The organism is Vibrio sp. 10N.237.312.B06, assembly GCF_041464685.1.
In the GTDB taxonomy this organism is placed as follows: domain Bacteria; phylum Pseudomonadota; class Gammaproteobacteria; order Enterobacterales; family Vibrionaceae; genus Vibrio; species Vibrio tasmaniensis_A.
In genome coordinates, this window is record NZ_JBFSPI010000047.1 from 1 (window position 1) to 18,553 (window position 18,553).

Annotated in this window: 34 protein-coding genes and 1 pseudogene; 30 read left to right on the top strand and 5 right to left on the bottom strand. The window is 44.8% G+C overall.

Going from position 1 to position 18,553, the window contains the following annotated elements:
* From AB6C75_RS13725 to rplQ, 29 genes and pseudogenes are all read left to right on the top strand, one after another.
* A pseudogene (locus AB6C75_RS13725) lies at window positions 1-92 on the top strand (elongation factor Tu); the annotation flags it as partial.
* A 486-nt stretch (window positions 93-578) separates the two neighbouring features.
* Window positions 579-890, top strand: coding sequence for a 30S ribosomal protein S10 (gene rpsJ, locus AB6C75_RS13730; protein WP_004736761.1), 312 nt, complete (start codon window positions 579-581; stop codon window positions 888-890).
* Between the two features lie 14 nt (window positions 891-904).
* Window positions 905-1,534 carry a 50S ribosomal protein L3 gene (gene rplC / locus AB6C75_RS13735; RefSeq protein ID WP_004736763.1) on the top strand — a complete coding sequence of 210 codons (630 nt, stop codon included), beginning with the start codon at window positions 905-907 and terminating at the stop codon, window positions 1,532-1,534.
* A gap of 16 nt (window positions 1,535-1,550) precedes the next feature.
* The gene (rplD, locus tag AB6C75_RS13740) at window positions 1,551-2,153 is read left to right on the top strand and encodes a 50S ribosomal protein L4 (protein ID WP_004736764.1); all 603 of its coding nucleotides are present in this window, start codon (window positions 1,551-1,553) and stop codon (window positions 2,151-2,153) included.
* Window positions 2,150-2,452, top strand: coding sequence for a 50S ribosomal protein L23 (gene rplW / locus AB6C75_RS13745; protein ID WP_004736765.1), 303 nt, complete (start codon window positions 2,150-2,152; stop codon window positions 2,450-2,452). The genes rplD and rplW overlap by 4 nt, the downstream gene beginning before the upstream one ends.
* 14 nt (window positions 2,453-2,466) lie before the next feature.
* On the top strand, window positions 2,467-3,291 hold the full coding sequence (rplB, locus tag AB6C75_RS13750; RefSeq protein ID WP_012604912.1) for a 50S ribosomal protein L2: 825 nt from the start codon (window positions 2,467-2,469) through the stop codon (window positions 3,289-3,291).
* Between the two features lie 19 nt (window positions 3,292-3,310).
* Window positions 3,311-3,589 (top strand): 30S ribosomal protein S19, encoded by a 279-nt coding sequence (rpsS, locus tag AB6C75_RS13755; RefSeq protein ID WP_004736729.1) that lies wholly within the window; start codon window positions 3,311-3,313, stop codon window positions 3,587-3,589.
* 10 nt (window positions 3,590-3,599) lie between these two features.
* Window positions 3,600-3,932, top strand: coding sequence for a 50S ribosomal protein L22 (gene rplV / locus AB6C75_RS13760; RefSeq protein ID WP_004736732.1), 333 nt, complete (start codon window positions 3,600-3,602; stop codon window positions 3,930-3,932).
* 18 nt (window positions 3,933-3,950) lie between these two features.
* The gene (gene rpsC, locus AB6C75_RS13765; protein WP_004736734.1) at window positions 3,951-4,649 is read left to right on the top strand and encodes a 30S ribosomal protein S3; all 699 of its coding nucleotides are present in this window, start codon (window positions 3,951-3,953) and stop codon (window positions 4,647-4,649) included.
* An 11-nt stretch (window positions 4,650-4,660) separates the two neighbouring features.
* Window positions 4,661-5,071, top strand: coding sequence for a 50S ribosomal protein L16 (gene rplP, locus AB6C75_RS13770; protein WP_004736736.1), 411 nt, complete (start codon window positions 4,661-4,663; stop codon window positions 5,069-5,071).
* Window positions 5,071-5,262 carry a 50S ribosomal protein L29 gene (rpmC, locus tag AB6C75_RS13775; RefSeq protein WP_004736737.1) on the top strand — a complete coding sequence of 64 codons (192 nt, stop codon included), beginning with the start codon at window positions 5,071-5,073 and terminating at the stop codon, window positions 5,260-5,262. Before rplP ends, rpmC begins: the two co-directional genes overlap by 1 nt.
* A complete protein-coding gene (rpsQ, locus tag AB6C75_RS13780) occupies window positions 5,262-5,516 on the top strand; it encodes a 30S ribosomal protein S17 (protein ID WP_004736739.1) in 255 nt (84 codons plus the stop codon). Before rpmC ends, rpsQ begins: the two co-directional genes overlap by 1 nt.
* 162 nt (window positions 5,517-5,678) lie before the next feature.
* Window positions 5,679-6,050 carry a 50S ribosomal protein L14 gene (gene rplN, locus AB6C75_RS13785; RefSeq protein WP_004736740.1) on the top strand — a complete coding sequence of 124 codons (372 nt, stop codon included), beginning with the start codon at window positions 5,679-5,681 and terminating at the stop codon, window positions 6,048-6,050.
* A gap of 11 nt (window positions 6,051-6,061) precedes the next feature.
* On the top strand, window positions 6,062-6,379 hold the full coding sequence (gene rplX, locus AB6C75_RS13790; protein ID WP_004736742.1) for a 50S ribosomal protein L24: 318 nt from the start codon (window positions 6,062-6,064) through the stop codon (window positions 6,377-6,379).
* Between the two features lie 24 nt (window positions 6,380-6,403).
* Entirely contained in the window at window positions 6,404-6,943 is a 540-nt protein-coding gene (rplE, locus tag AB6C75_RS13795) for a 50S ribosomal protein L5 (RefSeq protein WP_004736744.1), read from the top strand.
* 16 nt (window positions 6,944-6,959) lie between these two features.
* A complete protein-coding gene (gene rpsN, locus AB6C75_RS13800; protein ID WP_004736747.1) occupies window positions 6,960-7,265 on the top strand; it encodes a 30S ribosomal protein S14 in 306 nt (101 codons plus the stop codon).
* A 29-nt stretch (window positions 7,266-7,294) separates the two neighbouring features.
* Window positions 7,295-7,687 (top strand): 30S ribosomal protein S8, encoded by a 393-nt coding sequence (gene rpsH, locus AB6C75_RS13805; protein ID WP_009847785.1) that lies wholly within the window; start codon window positions 7,295-7,297, stop codon window positions 7,685-7,687.
* 10 nt (window positions 7,688-7,697) lie between these two features.
* The gene (rplF, locus tag AB6C75_RS13810) at window positions 7,698-8,231 is read left to right on the top strand and encodes a 50S ribosomal protein L6 (protein ID WP_009847784.1); all 534 of its coding nucleotides are present in this window, start codon (window positions 7,698-7,700) and stop codon (window positions 8,229-8,231) included.
* A gap of 9 nt (window positions 8,232-8,240) precedes the next feature.
* Window positions 8,241-8,594, top strand: a complete 354-nt coding sequence (rplR, locus tag AB6C75_RS13815; RefSeq protein WP_009847783.1) for a 50S ribosomal protein L18 — start codon at window positions 8,241-8,243, stop codon at window positions 8,592-8,594.
* A gap of 14 nt (window positions 8,595-8,608) precedes the next feature.
* Window positions 8,609-9,109 (top strand): 30S ribosomal protein S5, encoded by a 501-nt coding sequence (gene rpsE, locus AB6C75_RS13820; RefSeq protein ID WP_004736754.1) that lies wholly within the window; start codon window positions 8,609-8,611, stop codon window positions 9,107-9,109.
* Window positions 9,110-9,116: 7 nt separating this feature from the next.
* Entirely contained in the window at window positions 9,117-9,293 is a 177-nt protein-coding gene (gene rpmD, locus AB6C75_RS13825; RefSeq protein ID WP_004736756.1) for a 50S ribosomal protein L30, read from the top strand.
* A 5-nt stretch (window positions 9,294-9,298) separates the two neighbouring features.
* On the top strand, window positions 9,299-9,733 hold the full coding sequence (rplO, locus tag AB6C75_RS13830; RefSeq protein WP_004736758.1) for a 50S ribosomal protein L15: 435 nt from the start codon (window positions 9,299-9,301) through the stop codon (window positions 9,731-9,733).
* A gap of 20 nt (window positions 9,734-9,753) precedes the next feature.
* Window positions 9,754-11,088, top strand: a complete 1,335-nt coding sequence (secY, locus tag AB6C75_RS13835; RefSeq protein WP_004736759.1) for a preprotein translocase subunit SecY — start codon at window positions 9,754-9,756, stop codon at window positions 11,086-11,088.
* Window positions 11,089-11,129: 41 nt separating this feature from the next.
* A complete protein-coding gene (gene rpmJ / locus AB6C75_RS13840) occupies window positions 11,130-11,243 on the top strand; it encodes a 50S ribosomal protein L36 (RefSeq protein ID WP_000868186.1) in 114 nt (37 codons plus the stop codon).
* A 149-nt stretch (window positions 11,244-11,392) separates the two neighbouring features.
* The gene (rpsM, locus tag AB6C75_RS13845; RefSeq protein ID WP_004738779.1) at window positions 11,393-11,749 is read left to right on the top strand and encodes a 30S ribosomal protein S13; all 357 of its coding nucleotides are present in this window, start codon (window positions 11,393-11,395) and stop codon (window positions 11,747-11,749) included.
* A 19-nt stretch (window positions 11,750-11,768) separates the two neighbouring features.
* On the top strand, window positions 11,769-12,158 hold the full coding sequence (gene rpsK, locus AB6C75_RS13850; protein WP_004738778.1) for a 30S ribosomal protein S11: 390 nt from the start codon (window positions 11,769-11,771) through the stop codon (window positions 12,156-12,158).
* Window positions 12,159-12,189: 31 nt separating this feature from the next.
* Window positions 12,190-12,810 (top strand): 30S ribosomal protein S4, encoded by a 621-nt coding sequence (rpsD, locus tag AB6C75_RS13855; RefSeq protein WP_004738777.1) that lies wholly within the window; start codon window positions 12,190-12,192, stop codon window positions 12,808-12,810.
* A 22-nt stretch (window positions 12,811-12,832) separates the two neighbouring features.
* On the top strand, window positions 12,833-13,825 hold the full coding sequence (locus AB6C75_RS13860) for a DNA-directed RNA polymerase subunit alpha (RefSeq protein WP_004729813.1): 993 nt from the start codon (window positions 12,833-12,835) through the stop codon (window positions 13,823-13,825).
* Between the two features lie 24 nt (window positions 13,826-13,849).
* Window positions 13,850-14,230, top strand: a complete 381-nt coding sequence (gene rplQ, locus AB6C75_RS13865; RefSeq protein WP_004729812.1) for a 50S ribosomal protein L17 — start codon at window positions 13,850-13,852, stop codon at window positions 14,228-14,230.
* Window positions 14,231-14,452: 222 nt separating this feature from the next.
* Here rplQ and AB6C75_RS13870 read toward each other — a convergent pair whose 3' ends face one another.
* Entirely contained in the window at window positions 14,453-14,959 is a 507-nt protein-coding gene (locus tag AB6C75_RS13870; RefSeq protein ID WP_009847779.1) for a DUF2780 domain-containing protein, read from the bottom strand.
* 134 nt (window positions 14,960-15,093) lie between these two features.
* Window positions 15,094-15,714, bottom strand: a complete 621-nt coding sequence (locus tag AB6C75_RS13875) for an FKBP-type peptidyl-prolyl cis-trans isomerase (protein WP_008220519.1) — start codon at window positions 15,712-15,714, stop codon at window positions 15,094-15,096.
* Between the two features lie 213 nt (window positions 15,715-15,927).
* Between AB6C75_RS13875 and AB6C75_RS13880 the strand changes: the two genes are divergently transcribed.
* Window positions 15,928-16,506, top strand: coding sequence for a LysM-like peptidoglycan-binding domain-containing protein (locus AB6C75_RS13880; protein ID WP_041472926.1), 579 nt, complete (start codon window positions 15,928-15,930; stop codon window positions 16,504-16,506).
* A gap of 59 nt (window positions 16,507-16,565) precedes the next feature.
* Here AB6C75_RS13880 and AB6C75_RS13885 read toward each other — a convergent pair whose 3' ends face one another.
* Genes AB6C75_RS13885 through AB6C75_RS13895 form a run of 3 tightly spaced genes read right to left on the bottom strand, consistent with a single transcriptional unit; the run spans window position 16,566 to window position 18,490 of the window.
* On the bottom strand, window positions 16,566-17,414 hold the full coding sequence (locus AB6C75_RS13885) for a DMT family transporter (protein ID WP_012604900.1): 849 nt from the start codon (window positions 17,412-17,414) through the stop codon (window positions 16,566-16,568).
* Entirely contained in the window at window positions 17,414-17,866 is a 453-nt protein-coding gene (locus tag AB6C75_RS13890) for a GNAT family N-acetyltransferase (RefSeq protein ID WP_372087115.1), read from the bottom strand. Before AB6C75_RS13890 ends, AB6C75_RS13885 begins: the two co-directional genes overlap by 1 nt.
* A 57-nt stretch (window positions 17,867-17,923) precedes the next feature.
* Complete coding sequence (locus AB6C75_RS13895) at window positions 17,924-18,490, bottom strand: Crp/Fnr family transcriptional regulator (RefSeq protein WP_017067547.1); 567 nt, start codon at window positions 18,488-18,490, stop codon at window positions 17,924-17,926.
* Window positions 18,491-18,553 lie beyond the last annotated feature (63 nt).

An 18,553-nucleotide genomic window follows, 5' to 3' on the forward strand; every position in this document is an offset into this window, starting at 1 on the left:
CTCCAATCGCAATGGACGAAGGTCTACGTTTCGCAATCCGCGAAGGTGGCCGTACTGTTGGTGCTGGTGTTGTAGCTAAAATCTTCGCTTAATAGCATTTAGATTTTTGCACACTCTTCATTAGAAGAACTGCATAAGAAAAGGGAAGCTTCGGCTTCCCTTTTATTTTTCCACGTTCCCACCACTTCTTTTTGCTTTCCCTTAGTATCATCCCCGTTCCTTGTCGTTCTGCTTTTGTCACACAACTTTTCTTCGAATGCTCTGCACAAATATATTCCGATTATTTTTCCAACACCACTTGCATACTAAAATGTGATCTGTATAATGCATCGCACTGGCTAACGCCGGTTTGTGAACCAATGAGCACTGAGGAGTAGGTCTTACCTAGTAATGTATACTCAGCTTATGTTCGCGGTTAATAAAAATAGTAAACCTTGTGTTTACTTCAAAAGTTAACTGACAATGCGTCCTAATCTTGGATGCTACGGTTTCACATAAATCAATCGGCATTCTCTCGTTCTTTCGAGTTTGGGTGGCGATATTGTTTGTGTAATTTTTAATAATTGGAGCTCTGTCTCATGCAGAACCAACGTATTCGTATCCGCCTTAAAGCGTTTGATTACAAGCTAATCGATGCTTCAACTGCGGAAATCGTTGAAACAGCAAAACGTACTGGCGCACAGGTTCGTGGTCCTATTCCACTTCCTACTCGTAAAGAGCGTTTCACTGTTCTTACCTCTCCACACGTCAACAAAGATGCACGTGATCAGTACGAAATTCGTACTCACAAGCGTTTGATCGACATCGTTGAGCCAACAGATAAAACTGTTGATGCTCTAATGCGTCTTGATCTTGCAGCTGGCGTTGATGTTCAAATCAGCCTAGGTTAAGGGAGATAAGAATAATGATTGGTCTAGTCGGACGTAAAGTGGGTATGACCCGCGTATTTACTGAAGAAGGCGTTTCTATCCCAGTAACTGTTGTTGAGGTTGAAGCGAACCGTATTTCTCAAGTTAAAACTCTTGAGACAGACGGCTACGCAGCAATCCAAGTAACTACTGGTGCTAAGAAAGCTAACCGTGTAACTAAACCTGAAGCTGGTCACTTCGCGAAAGCGGGTGTTGAAGCAGGTCGCGGTCTTTGGGAATTCCGTTTAGAAAACGGCGAAGAGTTTGAAGTTGGCGCTGAGCTAAACGTAGAACTTTTCAACGAAATTAAAAAAGTAGACGTTACTGGTACATCTAAAGGTAAAGGCTTCCAAGGCGCTATCAAGCGTTGGAACTTCTCTACTCAAGATATGACTCACGGTAACTCTTTGTCTCACCGCGCACCGGGTTCAATTGGCCAATGTCAAACTCCAGGCCGCGTGTTTAAAGGCAAGAAAATGGCAGGTCACATGGGTGCTGAGCGTGTAACGACTCAAAACCTAGAGATCGTACGTGTTGACGCTGAGCGCAATCTACTCCTTATTAAAGGTGCAGTACCAGGCTCAACAGGCGGTAACGTGATCGTAAAACCTGCTGTTAAAGCATAACGTCTAGGAGTAAGTAATGGAATTGATGGTTAAAGGTGCTGATGCACTAACTGTTTCCGAGACTACTTTCGGACGTGACTTTAACGAAGCTCTAGTACACCAAGTAGTTGTTGCGTATGCAGCAGGTGCTCGTCAAGGTACTCGTGCTCAAAAGACTCGTTCTGAAGTATCAGGCGGCGGTGCTAAGCCATGGCGCCAAAAAGGTACTGGCCGTGCACGTGCTGGTACAATTCGTAGCCCAATCTGGCGTACAGGTGGTGTTACTTTTGCTGCGAAACCACAAGATCACAGCCAAAAAGTTAACAAGAAAATGTACCGCGGTGCTATGAAAAGCATTCTTTCTGAGTTGATTCGTCAAGAGCGTCTAATCGTTGTTGATAACTTCTCTGTAGAAGCACCAAAAACAAAAGAACTTGTAGCTAAGCTTAAAGAGCTTGAGCTAAATGACGTTCTGATTGTGACTGGCGAAGTAGATGAAAATCTATTCTTAGCTGCTCGTAACCTATACAAAGTAGATGCACGTGATGTTGCTGGTGTTGATCCAGTATCACTAATCGCTTTCGACAAGGTTCTGATGACTGCTGATGCAGTTAAGCAAGTTGAGGAGATGCTAGCATGATCACTGAAGAGCGTATCTTAAAAGTTCTACGTGCTCCGCACATCTCTGAAAAAGCAACTATGGCAGCTGAGAAAGCGAACACTATCGTTTTCAAAGTAGCTAAAGATGCAACTAAGAAAGAGATCAAAGCAGCTGTAGAAAAGCTATTTGAAGTTGAAGTTAAGTCTGTAAATACTCTTGTATTAAAGGGTAAGACCAAACGTCAAGGTATGCGTGAAGGCCGTCGTTCAGACGTTAAGAAAGCCTACGTTACTTTGAAAGAAGGTCAAGATCTTGACTTCGTTGGCGGCGCGGAATAACAGGAGTAGTAAAAATGGCTATTGTTAAATGTAAGCCGACTTCCCCTGGTCGTCGTCACGTCGTTAAAGTTGTTAACGCTGACCTGCACAAGGGTAAGCCATACGCACCACTTCTAGAGAAAAACTCTAAGAACGGTGGTCGTAACAACAACGGTCGTATTACAGTACGTCACATCGGTGGTGGTCATAAACACCATTACCGTTTGGTTGACTTCAAACGTACTAAAGATGGCATCCCAGCGAAAGTTGAGCGTCTAGAATACGATCCAAACCGTAGTGCTAACATCGCTCTAGTTCTGTACGCAGACGGTGAGCGTCGTTACATCATTGCACCTAAAGGTGTTAACGCAGGCGACCAGATTCAATCTGGCGTAGATGCTGCAATCAAAGCAGGTAACACTCTGCCGATGCGCAACATCCCAGTAGGTTCTACTGTACACTGTGTTGAACTTAAGCCTGGTAAAGGTGCACAACTAGCTCGTTCGGCTGGTGCTTATGCTCAAATCATCGCTCGCGATGGTGCATACGTAACTATCCGTCTACGTTCTGGTGAAATGCGCAAAGTTCTTTCTGAAGGTCGTGCAACGATCGGTGAAGTTGGTAACTCTGAGCATATGCTACGTGAACTTGGTAAAGCTGGTGCTTCACGCTGGCGCGGCGTACGTCCAACCGTACGTGGTGTAGTAATGAACCCGGTGGATCACCCACATGGTGGTGGTGAAGGCCGCACATCTGGTGGTCGTCACCCAGTATCTCCTTGGGGCGTTCCTACTAAGGGCTTCAAGACTCGTAAGAATAAGCGCACTGACAAGTACATCGTACGTCGTCGCACTAAATAATTTATAAAGAGGAATCGCCATGCCACGTTCTCTCAAGAAAGGTCCTTTTATTGACCTACACTTGCTGAAGAAGGTAGAGAAAGCGGTGGAAAGCGGAGACAAAAAGCCTATTAAGACTTGGTCCCGTCGCTCAATGATCATCCCAACAATGATTGGTTTGACCATCGCTGTCCATAATGGTCGTCAGCACGTCCCAGTTTTCGTTACCGAAGAAATGATCGGTCACAAACTAGGCGAATTTGCACCAACTCGTACTTATCGCGGTCATGCTGCAGATAAGAAAGCTAAGAAGAAATAAGGAGTAGATGATGGAAGCTTTAGCTAAACATAACTTTGCTCGTATTTCTCCACAGAAAGCTCGCTTAGTTGCAGACCAAATTCGCGGTAAGTCGGTAGACCAGGCTCTAGAAATTCTAACTTTCAGCAACAAAAAAGCTGCTGTTTTAGTTAAGAAAGTTCTTGAGTCAGCTATCGCTAACGCGGAACATAACGAAGGTGCAGATATCGACGATCTAAATGTCGCTAAAATCTTCGTAGATGAGGGCCCTATCATGAAGCGTATTATGCCTCGTGCTAAAGGTCGTGCGGATCGTATCTTGAAGCGTTCAAGCCACATCACTATTGTTGTAGCAGATCGCTAAAGACTAGGAGAGTAAGCAATGGGTCAGAAAGTACATCCTAATGGTATTCGTCTTGGCATCGTCAAGCCTTGGAATGCTACATGGTTTGCTAATACCAACGAATTCGCTGACAACCTAGACGGCGACTTCAAGGTACGTCAGTTCCTTACCAAGGAACTACAAAAAGCATCATTATCTCGTATCGTTATCGAGCGTCCAGCTAAGAGCATCCGTGTGACTATTCACACAGCTCGTCCTGGCGTTGTTATCGGTAAGAAAGGTGAAGACGTAGAGAAGCTACGCGCAGCTGTAGCTAAAATCGCAGGTGTACCAGCGCAAATTAACATCGCTGAAGTACGTAAGCCTGAGCTAGATGGTCAGCTTGTAGCTGATAGCATCGCGTCTCAACTAGAGCGTCGTGTTATGTTCCGTCGTGCAATGAAGCGTGCGGTACAAAATGCTATGCGTCTAGGCGCTAAAGGCATCAAAGTACAAGTAGGCGGCCGTCTTGGCGGTGCTGAAATCGCACGTTCAGAGTGGTACCGTGAAGGCCGTGTGCCTCTACACACTCTACGTGCAGACATTGATTACGCAACTTCTTCGGCTCACACTCAATACGGTGTGATCGGCATTAAAGTTTGGATCTTCAAAGGTGAGATTCTAGGCGGTATGCCAGCTGCTAACGCAGTAGAGCCAAAAGGCGATAAGCCTAAGAAGCAGCGTAAAGGCCGTAAGTAAGGAGTCGAACGATGCTACAACCAAAACGTACTAAGTTCCGCAAGGTTATGACTGGTCGTAACCGTGGTCTAGCTAAAGGTACTGAAGTAAGCTTCGGCGAATTCGGTCTTAAAGCTGTTGGCCGTGGTCGCCTGACTGCACGTCAAATCGAAGCGGCACGTCGTGCTATGACACGTCACATTAAGCGTCAAGGTCAAATCTGGATCCGTGTGTTCCCAGACAAACCTATTACTGAAAAGCCTCTTGAAGTTCGTCAAGGTAAAGGTAAAGGTTCAGTTGCGTACTGGGTTGCTCAAATCCAACCAGGCAAAGTTATGTACGAGATGAATGGCGTACCTGAAGAGTTGGCACGTGAAGCGTTCCGCCTAGCGGCACGTAAACTGCCTGTTAAAACTACTTTTGTAACTAAGCAGGTGATGTGATGAAAGCACAAGATCTACGCGAAAAGAACGTTGAAGAGCTTAACGCTGAGCTATTGAATTTGCTACGTGAACAGTTCAACTTGCGCATGCAAGCTGCAACTGGTCAACTACAGCAAACTCATACTCTAAAAGCTGTACGCCGTGACATCGCACGTGTGAAAACTGTTTTGACTGAAAAGGCAGGCGCATAATGAGCGAAACTAACCGCATCCAGCAAGGCCGTGTAGTAAGTGACAAGATGGACAAGTCTATCGTTGTTGCTATTGAGCGTACTGTAAAACACCCAATTTACGGTAAGTTCATCAAACGCACGACTAAAGTACACGCACACGACGAAGACAACACTTGTGGCCTAGGCGACAAAGTTGAAATCGCTGAGTGTCGTCCTCTGTCTAAGACTAAGTCTTGGACATTGGTTAAAGTTCTAGAAAAAGCGAAGATTTAATCTTTGTAATTCTATAACTTATAAGCGGCTCCAAATAATTTTTTGGAGCCGCTTGTTTTTTGTCTACCCAATTTAAAAAAAGGGTGGTACAATTCGCGTCCCTTTTAAAGAGGCAGCCCGACCCGAGAGGGTCTAGTTTTAATATTTAGCGGAGCACTAACAATGATCCAGATGCAAAGTACACTTGACGCAGCAGATAACTCTGGCGCGCGCAAGGTAATGTGTATTAAGGTTCTGGGTGGCTCTCACCGCCGTTATGCACATATCGGTGACGTCATCAAGGTTACAGTGAAGGAAGCGATTCCTCGCGGTAAAGTAAAGAAAGGTGATGTTCTGAAGGCGGTAGTAGTGCGCACCCGTAAAGGCGTTCGTCGCCCAGACGGTTCTGTCATTCGCTTCGACAGTAATGCTTGTGTATTGTTAAATGACACTACTGAGCAACCAGTCGGCACACGTATCTTTGGTCCTGTGACTCGTGAACTTCGTAACGCGAAATTCATGAAGATTGTATCACTTGCACCTGAAGTTCTGTAAGGAGCGGCAACATGGCAGCTAAAATCCGTCGTAATGACGAAGTAATCATTCTTGCTGGTAAAGATAAAGGCAAGAAAGGTAAAGTAACTAAGGTTCTGACAACTGGTAAAGTTGTTGTTGAAGGCATCAATCTTGTTAAAAAACACCAAAAGCCGGTACCGGCTCTAGGTCAACAAGGTGGCATCGTTGAACAAGAAGCAGCTATTGATGCTTCTAACGTTGCAGTCTTTAACGCGGCTACTGGTAAAGCAGACCGTATCGGTTTCCGTATCGAAGATGGCAAGAAAGTTCGTTTCTTTAAATCTAACGGCGAAACTGTTTCTAACTAATTAGAAGTAATTTGGAGTTCTACTATGGCGAAACTGCATGATTACTACAAGTCGTCTGTAGTCGCTGAGCTTACCAAAGAGTTCAGCTACACAAGCGTCATGCAAGTCCCTAGGATTGAGAAAATCACCCTAAACATGGGCGTTGGTGAAGCAATCAACGATAAGAAACTGCTAGAAAACGCAGCATCTGATATGGCAACGATCTCTGGTCAAAAGCCTCTTATCACGAAAGCGCGTAAATCTGTAGCTGGTTTCAAAATTCGTGAAGGCTACCCAATTGGTTGTAAAGTAACCTTGCGTGGTGAGCGCATGTGGGAATTTTTAGAGCGTTTAATCTCTATCGCACTTCCACGTGTACGTGATTTCCGTGGTGTTAGCGCTAAGTCTTTTGACGGACGCGGTAACTACAGCATGGGCGTTCGCGAGCAAATCATCTTTCCGGAAATCGACTACGATAAAGTCGATCGTGTCCGCGGTCTTGATATTACTATCACGACATCTGCGGGATCCGATGAGGAAGGCCGAGCTCTGCTGGCTGCCTTTAACTTCCCATTCCGTAAGTAAGGGTAGGGTTACTGTTATGGCTAAACAATCAATGAAAGCACGTGAAGCTAAACGTGCAAAACTAGTAGTTAAGTTCGCTGAAAAGCGTTCTGCGCTAAAAGTTATCATTAGCGATGTAAACGCATCTGAAGAAGATCGTTGGAATGCGGTTCTTAAACTGCAATCTCTTCCACGTGATTCAAGTGCATCACGTCAGCGCAACCGTTGCAACCAAACTGGTCGTCCACACGGTTACCTACGTAAATTCGGTCTAAGCCGTATTAAGGTTCGCGAAGCTTGCATGAAAGGCGAGATTCCGGGTCTTCGTAAGGCTAGCTGGTAATTGCCACTTAATCATTTGGAGTAAATCTTATGAGCATGCAAGATCCGATTTCGGATATGCTGACCCGCGTTCGTAACGGTCAGGCAGCAAATAAAGTTGCTGTAAAAATGCCTTCTTCAAAGCTTAAAGTTGCAATTGCTGCATTACTTAAAGCTGAAGGTTACATCGTAGACTTCGCTGTTGACAGCGAAGCAAAACCTGAGCTAGAAGTTACTCTTAAGTACTTCCAAGCTAAACCTGTAATCGAGCAAATCAAGCGCGTATCACGTCCTGGTCTAAGAGTTTATAAAAATAAAGACTCTTTACCTACAGTGATGGGTGGTCTTGGTATTGCAGTTGTTTCTACTTCCAAGGGTCTGATGTCTGACCGTGCTGCTCGTAAAGCAGGTCTTGGCGGTGAAATCATCTGTTACGTAGCTTAAGGAGTAGATTATGTCTCGTGTTGCTAAAGCACCTGTCGCTATTCCAGCTGGCGTAGAGGTGAAACTAAACGGCCAAGAAGTTACTGTAAAAGGTAGCAAAGGTGAGCTTACTCGCGTTCTTAACAGCGCCGTAGTTATTGCACAGGAAGAAAACAACCTAACTTTCGGTCCGAAAGAAGGTGTTACTAACGCATGGGCACAAGCTGGTACAGCTCGCGCTCTAGTTAATAACATGGTTGTGGGTGTTACTGAGGGCTTCACTAAGAAGCTAACTCTTAAGGGTGTTGGTTACCGTGCTGCTATGAAAGGCAACGCTGTAGGTCTAACTCTTGGTTTTTCTCACCCAGTAGAGCACGCTCTACCTGAAGGTATTAAAGCTGAGTGCCCTAGCCAAACTGAGATCGTTATTACTGGTTGCGATAAGCAAGTAGTAGGTCAAGTTGCGGCTGACATTCGTTCTTACCGTGCTCCTGAGCCTTATAAAGGCAAAGGTGTTCGTTACGCAGATGAAAATGTGCGTACTAAAGAAGCTAAGAAGAAGTAAGGTATCACTATGGATAAGAAAGCATCTCGCATCCGTCGTGCTACACGTGCACGTCGTAAGATTGCAGAACTTGGTGCAACTCGCCTGGTAGTACATCGTACTCCTCGCCATGTTTACGCTCAAGTTATCTCGGCAAACGGCTCTGAGGTTATCGCAGCTGCTTCTACTGTAGAAAAAGCGATCCGTGAGCAAGTTAAGAACACTGGTAACGTCGATGCAGCTAAAGCAGTTGGTAAAGCTGTTGCTGAGCGCGCTCTTGAAAAAGGCGTAGCTTCAGTTGCATTTGACCGTTCTGGTTTCCAATACCACGGTCGAGTAGCGGCGCTAGCAGAATCTGCTCGCGAAGCTGGTCTGAAATTCTAAGGTAGGGTTGGAAGATGGCTAAAGAACAACAACAAGCTAATGATTTGCAAGAAAAGCTGATCGCTGTTAACCGTGTATCTAAGACGGTTAAAGGTGGTCGAATCATGAGCTTCACTGCACTAACAGTAGTTGGTGACGGTAATGGTCGCGTAGGTTTCGGTTACGGCAAAGCTCGTGAAGTACCTGCTGCGATTCAAAAAGCAATGGAAAAAGCGCGTCGTAACATGGTTACAGTTGCGCTTAACGAAGGCACTCTTCACCACCCGGTGAAAGGTCGTCATTCGGGCTCTAAAGTTTACATGCAGCCAGCTGCTGAAGGTACAGGTGTTATTGCCGGTGGTGCAATGCGTGCCGTACTTGAAGTTGCAGGCGTACATAACGTTCTTTCTAAAGCATACGGTTCAACGAACCCAATCAACGTTGTTCGCGCAACGATTGGTGCTCTAGTAGACGTTAAGTCACCAGAAATGGTTGCTGCTAAACGTGGTCTAACTGTTGAATCTATTTCGGAGTAAGCACACGATGGCAACTATTAAAGTAACTCAAACTAAAAGCTCAATTGGTCGCCTACCTAAGCACAAAGCGTGTCTTAAAGGTCTAGGTCTTCGTCGCATCAACCATACAGTAGAACTTGAAGATACTCCGTGCGTACGCGGTATGATCAACAAGGTTTACTACATGGTTAAGATTGAGGAGTAATCAGAATGCGTTTGAATACTCTATCACCGGCTGCTGGCTCTAAACCTTCTAAGAAGCGTGTAGGTCGTGGTATCGGTTCTGGCCTTGGTAAAACAGGTGGCCGCGGTCACAAAGGTCAAAAGTCACGTTCTGGCGGCTCTGTTCGTCCAGGTTTTGAAGGCGGTCAAATGCCTCTAAAACAACGTCTACCTAAATTCGGTTTCACTTCTCGTAAGAGCCTAGTGTCTGCTGAAGTTCGTCTAGCTGAGCTAGCGAAAGTAACAGGTGACGTAGTTGATCTTAACAGCCTTAAAGCTGCTAACGTTATCACTAAGAACATCGAGTTTGTTAAGATCGTTCTTTCTGGTGACCTAAGCAAAGCTGTGACTGTTAAAGGTCTACGCGTGACTAAAGGCGCTAAAGCTGCAATCGAAGCTGCAGGCGGTAAAATCGAGGAATAATCTCGAGGAACGAGGTACAGATGGCTAAGAAACCAGGAAAAGATTTTCGTAGTGCTCAGAGCGGCTTAAGTGAACTAAAGTCGCGCTTATTATTCGTAATTGGTGCACTTTTAGTATTCCGAGCCGGCTCTTTTGTGCCGATCCCTGGTATTGACGCAGCTGTACTTGCCGATTTGTTCGATCAGCAAAAAGGTACCATCGTAGAAATGTTTAACATGTTCTCCGGTGGTGCTCTTGAGCGTGCATCTATATTAGCATTGGGTATCATGCCGTACATTTCGGCATCGATCGTAGTCCAATTGCTAACTGTAGTTCATCCAGCGTTAGCGGAACTCAAAAAAGAGGGTGAAGCAGGCCGTCGTAAGATAAGCCAATATACACGCTACGGCACGCTTGTACTTGCAACATTCCAAGCTATTGGTATCGCAACAGGCTTACCAAACATGGTCGACAATCTGGTTGTTATCAACCAAACCATGTTTACGCTTATTGCTACCGTGAGTTTAGTAACTGGTACCATGTTTTTGATGTGGTTAGGTGAACAAATCACTGAGCGAGGAATCGGTAATGGTATTTCCATTCTGATTTTTGCAGGTATTGTTGCTGGATTGCCTTCTGCAATCGGTCAAACAATCGAGCAAGCGCGTCAAGGTGAATTGCATGTGCTTCTTCTGTTGTTTATCGCGGTATTGTCTTTTGCTGTAATTTACTTCGTAGTTTTCATGGAACGTGGTCAACGTCGTATCGTCGTTAACTATGCGAAGCGTCAACAAGGTCGTAAAGTTTTTGCAGCTCAAAGCTCTCACTTGCCTCTTAAGATTAATATGGCAGGTGTTATTCCAGCGATTTTTGCATCAAGTATTATTTTGTTCCCAGGAACATTAGCACAATGGTTTGGTCAAAATGGTGAAAGCAGCGCGTTCGGTTGGTTAACTGACGTGTCATTAGCTCTTAGCCCAGGTCAACCTTTGTATGTAATGCTTTATGCAGCAGCTATAATCTTCTTCTGTTTCTTCTATACAGCGTTGGTGTTTAACCCGCGTGAAACAGCTGATAATTTGAAGAAGTCTGGTGCATTCGTACCCGGTATCCGCCCAGGTGAGCAGACAGCGAAATATATCGATAAAGTGATGACTAGACTAACCCTAGCGGGCGCTCTATACATTACTTTTATATGTCTGATTCCTGAGTTCATGATGGTCGCGTGGAACGTTCGTTTCTACTTCGGCGGCACATCACTACTAATCGTAGTGGTAGTTATCATGGATTTCATGGCACAGGTACAGACTCATCTGATGTCACAACAGTATGATTCTGTGTTAAAGAAAGCGAATCTGAAAGGTTACGGCCGTTAATTCGGTAGTAATTATTTCGATTCCATTTACGGAGTTTAGCAATGAAAGTTCGTGCTTCCGTTAAAAAAATCTGCCGTAACTGTAAAGTTATCAAGCGTAACGGTGTCGTTCGCGTGATTTGCAGTGAGCCAAAGCATAAGCAACGCCAAGGCTAATCAGCAGAAATTTTTACTTGAAATACTAGGTAGAGTCGAGTATATTCCTCGGCCTACCTTTTGCGTGCAAAAGAAGTAGTATGCCGCAGCGTATCCATAACGGGCTTTGCTGCGGATAATTCTTTTATGAACCCCCTTAGGAGTGAATAATGGCCCGTATAGCCGGCATTAACATTCCTGATCATAAGCATTCTGTAATTGCACTTACTGCAATCTACGGTATTGGCAAAACTCGCTCTCAAGCTATTCTAGCTGAAGTGGGTATTGCTGAAGATGCTAAGATCAGTGAACTAACTGAAGAGCAGATCGATCAACTGCGTGATGGTGTAGCTAAATACACTGTAGAAGGTGATCTACGTCGTGAAGTATCGATGAACATCAAGCGTCTTATGGACCTTGGCTGTTACCGCGGTCTTCGTCATCGTCGCAGTCTACCACTACGTGGACAGCGTACTAAAACCAACGCTCGCACCCGTAAGGGTCCGCGCAAGCCGATCAAGAAATAGTCGGATAAGGTAGAGTACAATGGCAAAACAACCAACTCGCGCGCGTAAGCGCGTACGCAAGCAAGTAGCTGATGGCGTAGCGCACATTCATGCTTCTTTCAACAACACAATCGTAACTATCACTGACCGTCAAGGCAACGCTCTTGCATGGGCTACAGCAGGTGGTTCAGGTTTCCGTGGTTCTCGTAAATCTACTCCGTTCGCAGCACAAGTTGCAGCTGAGCGTTGTGGTGAAATGGCTAAAGAATATGGCCTAAAGAACTTGGAAGTTATGGTTAAGGGTCCAGGTCCAGGTCGCGAATCTACTGTTCGTGCACTGAACGCTGCTGGTTTCCGTATCACTAACATTGTTGATGCGACACCAATCCCTCATAACGGTTGTCGTCCACCTAAGAAACGTCGCGTTTAAGTTTCGTTTCTAGGAATATTGGAGAAAGATCATGGCAAGATATTTGGGTCCTAAGCTGAAGCTTAGCCGTCGCGAAGGTACTGACTTATTCCTTAAGTCTGGTGTCCGTGCGATCGATACCAAGTGTAAAATTGATAACGCACCAGGTGTACACGGCGCTCGTCGCGGTCGTCTATCTGAGTATGGCGTTCAGCTTCGTGAGAAGCAAAAAGTTCGTCGTATTTACGGCGTTCTAGAAAAACAATTCCGCAACTACTACAAAGAAGCTGCACGTCTTAAAGGCAACACAGGTGCAAACCTGCTTCAGCTTCTTGAAGGTCGTCTTGATAACGTAGTTTACCGTATGGGCTTTGGCGCTACTCGTGCTGAATCTCGTCAACTAGTTAGCCACAAGTCTATTCTAGTTAACGGTAAAGTTGTAAACGTTCCTTCTTTCAAAGTAGCGGCAAACGACGTTGTTTCTATCCGCGAGAAAGCTAAACAGCAATCTCGTATTAAAGCGGCTCTAGAAGTTGCTGAACAACGTGAAAAGCCAACTTGGATTGAAGTAGATGCTGGCAAAATGGAAGGTACATTCAAGCGTATGCCTGAGCGTTCTGACCTATCAGCTGACATCAATGAACACTTGATCGTCGAACTTTACTCTAAGTAAGGTTAAAAAAAGAGAGGACACAATGCAGGGTTCTGTAACAGAATTTCTTAAGCCGCGTCTTGTTGACATTGAACAGATCAATACGACACACGCGAAAGTAACTCTTGAGCCATTAGAGCGCGGTTTCGGCCATACTCTAGGTAATGCTCTTCGCCGCATTCTTCTATCTTCTATGCCGGGTTGTGCCGTAACAGAAGTTGAAATCGAAGGTGTGCTACACGAATACAGCACTAAAGAAGGCGTTCAGGAAGATATCCTGGAAATCCTTTTAAACCTTAAAGGTTTAGCTGTACGCGTTGCTGAAGGCAAAGATGAAGTGTTTATTACACTGAACAAATCAGGCTCAGGCCCTGTTGTTGCAGGTGACATCACCCACGATGGTGATGTAGAGATCGCTAACCCTGAGCACGTAATTTGTCACCTAACGGATGACAACGCTGAGATCGCTATGCGTATCAAAGTAGAACGTGGTCGTGGTTACGTTCCAGCTTCAGCTCGTATCCATACTGAAGAAGATGAGCGTCCAATCGGTCGTCTACTTGTTGACGCTACTTACAGCCCGGTCGATAAAATCGCCTATGCTGTTGAAGCGGCACGTGTAGAACAACGTACTGACTTAGACAAGCTTGTTATCGATATGGAAACGAACGGTACTCTAGAACCTGAGGAAGCAATCCGTCGTGCAGCTACTATTTTAGCTGAACAACTGGATGCGTTCGTAGATCTTCGTGATGTACGTGTACCTGAGGAGAAGGAAGAGAAGCCAGAATTCGATCCTATCCTACTACGTCCTGTAGACGATCTTGAACTAACAGTTCGCTCTGCTAACTGTTTGAAAGCAGAAGCGATTCACTACATCGGTGATCTTGTACAGCGCACTGAGGTTGAGCTACTTAAAACGCCAAACCTTGGTAAGAAATCTCTTACAGAGATTAAAGATGTGCTTGCTTCACGTGGTCTTTCTCTAGGCATGCGCCTAGAAAACTGGCCACCAGCGTCAATCGCTGAAGATTAATCGAAAAGTTAGAAGGATTAGGTCATGCGCCATCGTAAAAGTGGTCGTCAACTCAACCGCAACAGCAGTCATCGCAAAGCGATGTTCAGCAACATGGCTAGCTCTCTTGTTCGTCACGAAGTTATTAAAACTACCGTGCCTAAAGCAAAAGAACTACGTCGCGTAATTGAGCCATTGATTACCCTAGCTAAGACAGACAGTGTTGCTAACCGTCGTCTTGCATTTGCTCGCACTCGTGATAACGAAGTTGTGGCAAAACTATTTAATGAACTAGGCCCGCGTTTCGCGGCTCGCCAAGGTGGTTACACTCGCATTCTTAAATGTGGTTTCCGTACTGGTGATAAAGCTCCAATGGCTTACATTGAGCTTGTAGACCGCCCAGCTGCTGAAGAAGCTGCTGAGTAATCTATACTAGATTCTTAATACAAAAGCCGAGCATTAGCTCGGCTTTTTTGTATCTGTAGAATTAGGAGACCCACATAAGAATTGCACCACGATATTTGGCACTTTTCTTTACCTTCTCTGCTCCATTTCTCAATAGTATCTCGTATCTCTTTTGTTCAACGCACAAAAAAGAGCACCGAAGCGCCCTTTAAGCATTTTAAATCAATTATTAATCACTGCTTATTACAGCCAAATAGCTTCGAGTGAATCAACGAGACCGCTTGTTGCGCCTTGTGACTCTAGCCCTTGAATAATGATTGGTGCAAACGCAGCAACCATTGATGAATCCATACCTAATCCTGAAAATGCATTTTCAACAGATGTTTTTGAGTCCAATACTGACGTTAAACCGGTAGAATCAAGCGTCGACATTCCAGGGAAAAGCATTTCGAGCTCTTGGTTGTCAAAGTTATCAAGGGTATTCTGGGCAAGTGCTAGCATGGAACCTACTCCACCTATAGCTTGCTCATTTGTTACAGATTCTTTGTCACTTAGGGAATTAGCAAGGGTGCTCGTAAATGGTGTTGCTTCATTTTTTTGAGACCACATGTCTACAGCGGTCATAAGGGCTGTTTGTGATAGTTGGGAATAGTTAATATCAGAAGTTGAACTAACTTGTTCTGACTCGCTAGTACTAGCGCAAGATACCACAGCAAGGCTGCTTAAAACGGTGATGAGTACTTTCTTCATTATTCGTCCTTAAGTAATAAAGTAATTTACTCTTTCACTATAAACGAAAAACGGCGATGTAGTCACATCGCCGTTGAGCTAATTCAGTCTAATTTACCTATAGTTTTTTGTTTTACTAAAGGTTTTTATAGAAATTAAAGAATTGCTAGAAGTTCTACTTCGAATACTAGAGCAGCAAATGGTGGGATTGCAGCACCTGCGCCACGCTCACCGTATGCTAGATCTTGAGGGATGTATAGCTTCCACTTAGAGCCAACAGGCATCATTTGTAGAGCTTGTACCCAACCTTGAATTACGCCAGTTACTGGGAATTCAGCAGGTTGACCGCGAGATACAGAGCTATCGAAAACTGTACCGTCAGTTAGTTCGCCGTGGTAGTGAACGCGCACTTGCTTGTCTGCAGTTGGGATTTCGCCAGTACCTTCAGTTAGTACTTCGTACTGAAGACCAGACTCAAGAACTGTAACTTCTGAACGAAGAGCGTTGTCAGCTAGGAAAGCTTCGCCGTCAGCAGCAGCAGCTTTAGCTAGTTCTTGACGTGCAGCTTCACCACGAGTGTGTAGCTCTTGTAGTGCGTTGTTGATTTCGTCAACTTCGATAGCTGGCATGTCGCCAACTAGAGCTGTTGCGATACCAGCAGCGATTGCATCAACGTTTAGGCCTTCAAGACCAGAACCAGCAAGTTGTTGGCCCATTTGTAGACCGATACCGTAGCTAGCTTTTTGCTCTACAGTTTCAAATTTTACTTCAGACATGAAAAGTCACTCTTTTTGTCAGTACGAAAAGGGTAAGAATACCAGTATTAGCAGCCTGAATAAACGGCTAGCCTCTGATCACTTACGCTTTACCGTGTCCAAATCACAGCTATGTCAATTTTCTTGCTTTGCTCTCTGTTGTCGCGGAAAGATCTATACTGTTGGTACTTTGGTTTTTATACTGTAGTTATTCAATGTATAGGACGCAGTGGCATGAATCGTCGTCAAAAGAAAAAACAGAAAGTAGACCACTTAGCAGAGTTCAAGGACCGACTGAATCAGGTCAAAGAGAAACTAAGCTCGATCGATCTAAAGAAAATGAAAACCTCATCAGTGCAAACTTGGGGATCATTGCCGAAATTACACCAGAAATTATTGATGGTGATTTCGCCGATCATATTAATCTTATTGTTTGCACCGCTACCAGAGCCTAAAGTAGACAACGCACCAGCAACATCTCGTGTTGAGCTTGAGATAAATACTGTTGGCTTAAGCGAGCAGAAAAATGCTAAAAGTAATTCTTCTGAGCCAACCAGTTGGCAAGAGTATCTTGTTAAGCAAGGAGATACGTTAGCTCAAGTGTTCCGAAATAATGATCTACCGCTGTCTGATCTTAACGCTTTGGTTCGTATTGAAGGTGCAGACAAGCCGCTTAGCCAGATTCGTAAAGGCCAGCTGGTTCGATTCAAACTAGCCGAGACTGGGCAACTAGACATTCTTCAGCTTGAGAAAGGCAATACTTCGGTGATGTTTTTCCGGTTATCAGATGGTGGCTTTGGTCGCAGTAAATAGATGAATAGTGAACCTGAGTTAAAGCACTTCACCAGACACATATAAACGATAGAAAAGAGCTAAGCATTAGCTCTTTTTTTTGGTCGCTTGAAAGGGGCGAGTGGCAAGATGATGAGCATAATACCGATAAAGGTTAACGTATCTGGTATCTCATCAAACCATATTGCACCTATTAACGCGACAAACACCAGTCCTGAATACTCAGCCAAGGCAATTTGGCTAGAGTGTGCTTTTTGGTAGGCAGCAACCGCAAGGCCGTTGTAACTCAAGATTAACGTTGCACTGAGTGCTATGTATCCCAAATGCTCCACCGATACCGGTTGCCAGTATAGGAAGCACAGTACCAATGATGCTGGAATAGAGAATAACGTTGTCCACCACAGCGTAGTGATCACCGTTTGCTCACTCGGAAGCTTTCTTACCAATACATTGAACAGTGCGAGCGTCAGAGCTGTGCCTAATGCAAACAATGCAGCCCAATGAAATTGCGATGGCCTCAAGACAATCAATGCACCAATAAAACCGATAGTGGTGGCGATGACCTTGCCAAGTGCTGGTTGCTCTTTCAGTAGAAACATAGATAGAGGCAGCATCAATAAGGGCGCGACATAAAATACAGCGTTGGCGGTAGCCAAAGATAAGTGGGTAATCGCGACAACCATACATCCACTGCCAATTAGTATTAGCTGTCCGCGTATGATGGTCACTTTGGCTTGCTGTAAGCGTCGTTGTTCCTTTTTCTGCTGTAGCCACAAAGGGGTGATGATGAGCAGAGATATCAACTGTCGGAAAAAAATATATTGAAGAGGTGGCACTTCGCCATTCAACAGTTTTACCGCTACGTCGGAAAGCGAGGCAAACAAGTTACCTGCAATCAGCAATAGGATACCGACAGTGATATTCGACATTACTTCTCTAATCTCATATCAATGTGTGGTATATCGTCTTCCAAGTACATTTCAGAGATCGTTTTGAAGCCGTGGCTCGCATAGAAGTTTTCTAGGTGTTGTTGTGCACCAATATCGATAGTTGTGCTCGGCCAAAGAGCCTCACAGCGTGTTAACGCTTCTTTTATCAATTGATGGCCTAAACCATCACCTCTTGCCGATTGCTTAGTCGCCACTCGGCCGATGCTCGTGTTGTCGTAAGAAGTTCCTGGTGGTAACAAGCGTGCACACGCCACTAGCTCTGCATCAGCATAGCCAAGCAAATGTTCAACACCCGCGAGTGTATCTTTACCGTCGAGTTCTGGATAAGGGCAATTTTGTTCAACGACGAACACATCTACTCGTAATTTAAGTAGTTGATAAAGCTGTTGTGTTGAAAGTTCAGAGAAGGGAGTTGAGTGCCAAGTGATCATGTTTACATCCAGAGGTTATCGATGCTCTGAATGTACTATGTGCGATGATTGTTGGCATTAACTATTGTTAATTCGACCTTTGATTCTGCTCAGGCTGATCGCGGTTATACCGAGGTAAGCAGCAATTTGATTGTCGTTCAAGCGCTGTTCAAGGTCGGGATAATGTTCGCAGAAAAGTTGATAGCGTTGCTCTGGAGTATAGAGCAGCATAAAGCGTTCTTTGTTTTCCTTATGCATCAGCTGAGTTTCTAATAACTTTAAATACAAAGGGTTGTTTGATGCGCGCCACTCGATAACTGCGTTCATTGGCAGTTCTAACATAGTAATTGGTGTGAGCGTTTCTAATAGGTAAGGGGACGCTTGGTTTTTTATCAGACTCTCAAAGCCGATGATCCAATCTTGTTCCCAGTAGAACTCTTTGCTGTATTGCTTGCCGTCATCAGTGAGATAACAAGCGTGGCACAAGCCTTCAAGTACAAAGTAGATTGAACTCGCCATTTCACCTTGATTGATCAGGATGTGTCTGGTTGGTAGCTCAAGTGGTTTCGCGACGGCTAATAGAGATTCAATCTGACTTTCAGAGAAGTCGAAGCTTTGTAGTTGTTCGATAAAAGAGGTGTGCATGGAAATAACCTAACCCAAATAAGTGTCGAAATCATCGCACTTATTTGAGTTTAGGTACAGAGC